Origin of the sequence: Paraburkholderia silvatlantica (genome assembly GCF_003096715.1) — a bacterium.
GTDB classification, from domain to species: domain Bacteria; phylum Pseudomonadota; class Gammaproteobacteria; order Burkholderiales; family Burkholderiaceae; genus Paraburkholderia; species Paraburkholderia silvatlantica.
In genome coordinates this window covers 1-1,183 of record NZ_QEOL01000077.1, presented here as the reverse complement: position 1 = coordinate 1,183, position 1,183 = coordinate 1, and the positions used below count along the sequence as shown (strand labels likewise).

Sequence of the window (1,183 nt, the reverse complement as noted above, 5' to 3'; positions counted from 1 at the left end):
ATCAAGCGCGCTCGAGCGCGAGCGCCACGCCCATGCCGCCGCCGATGCACAGCGAGGCGAGACCCCGCTTCGCGTCGCGGCGCTGCATCTCGTGCAGCAGCGTCACGAGAATCCGGCAGCCCGATGCGCCAATCGGGTGACCGATCGCAATCGCCCCGCCGTTCACGTTGATCTTCGACGTGTCCCAGCCCATCTGCTTGTTCACCGCCAGCGCCTGCGCCGCAAATGCCTCGTTGATCTCCATGAGATCCAGGTCGTTCACCGACCAGCCCGCGCGCTCCAGCGCACGCTTCGACGCCGGCACCGGACCCATGCCCATCACCTTCGGGTCCACCCCGCCGCTGGCGTACGCCTTGATGCGCGCGAGCGGCGCAAGACCCAGCGCCTCGGCCTTCTTCGCCGACATCACCACGACCGCGGCCGCGCCGTCGTTGATCCCCGACGCGTTCGCCGCCGTCACCGTGCCTTCCTTGCTGAACGCGGGCTTCAGGCCCGCGAGCGACTCCGCCGTCACGCCGTGGCGCACGAACTCGTCGGTCGCGAACTGCAGCGGCTCGCCCTTGCGCTGGGGTATCGCCACCGGCACGATTTCCGCGTCGAAGCGGCCCGCTTTCTGCGCCGCTTCCGCCTTGTTCTGCGACAGCGCCGCAAACGCGTCCTGCTCCTCGCGCGTGATGCCGTATTCCCTGGCGACGTTTTCCGCCGTCACGCCCATGTGGTACTGGTTGTACACGTCCCACAGGCCATCGACGATCATGCTGTCGATGAGCTTCGCGTCGCCCATGCGGAAGCCGTCGCGCGAGCCCGGCAGCACGTGCGGCGCGGCGCTCATGTTCTCCTGGCCGCCGGCCACGACGATGTCCGAATCGCCCGCGATGATCGCGTTGGCCGCGAGCATCACCGCCTTCAGGCCCGAGCCGCACACCTTGTTGATCGTCATGGCGGGAACGGCCGTGGGCAGGCCCGCCTTGATCGAGGCCTGGCGCGCCGCGTTCTGGCCCGAACCGGCCGTGAGCACCTGACCCATGATCACGTCGCTCACCTGCTCGGGCTTCACCCCCGCGCGCTCGAGCGCGGCCTTGATAACGATCGCGCCGAGATCTGGCGCCGCCACCTTCGCGAGCGAGCCGCCGAATTTGCCTACCGCCGTACGTGCGGCCGAAACGATCACAATGTCAGTCAT

Annotated in this window: 1 protein-coding gene; it reads right to left on the bottom strand. The window is 68.5% G+C overall.

Annotated features, from left to right (window positions below; translation table 11 throughout):
• Position 1: 1 nt before the first annotated feature.
• The coding region (locus C7411_RS36830; RefSeq protein ID WP_110389040.1) for an acetyl-CoA C-acetyltransferase at positions 2-1,183 on the bottom strand (1,182 nt) is incomplete at its 5' end.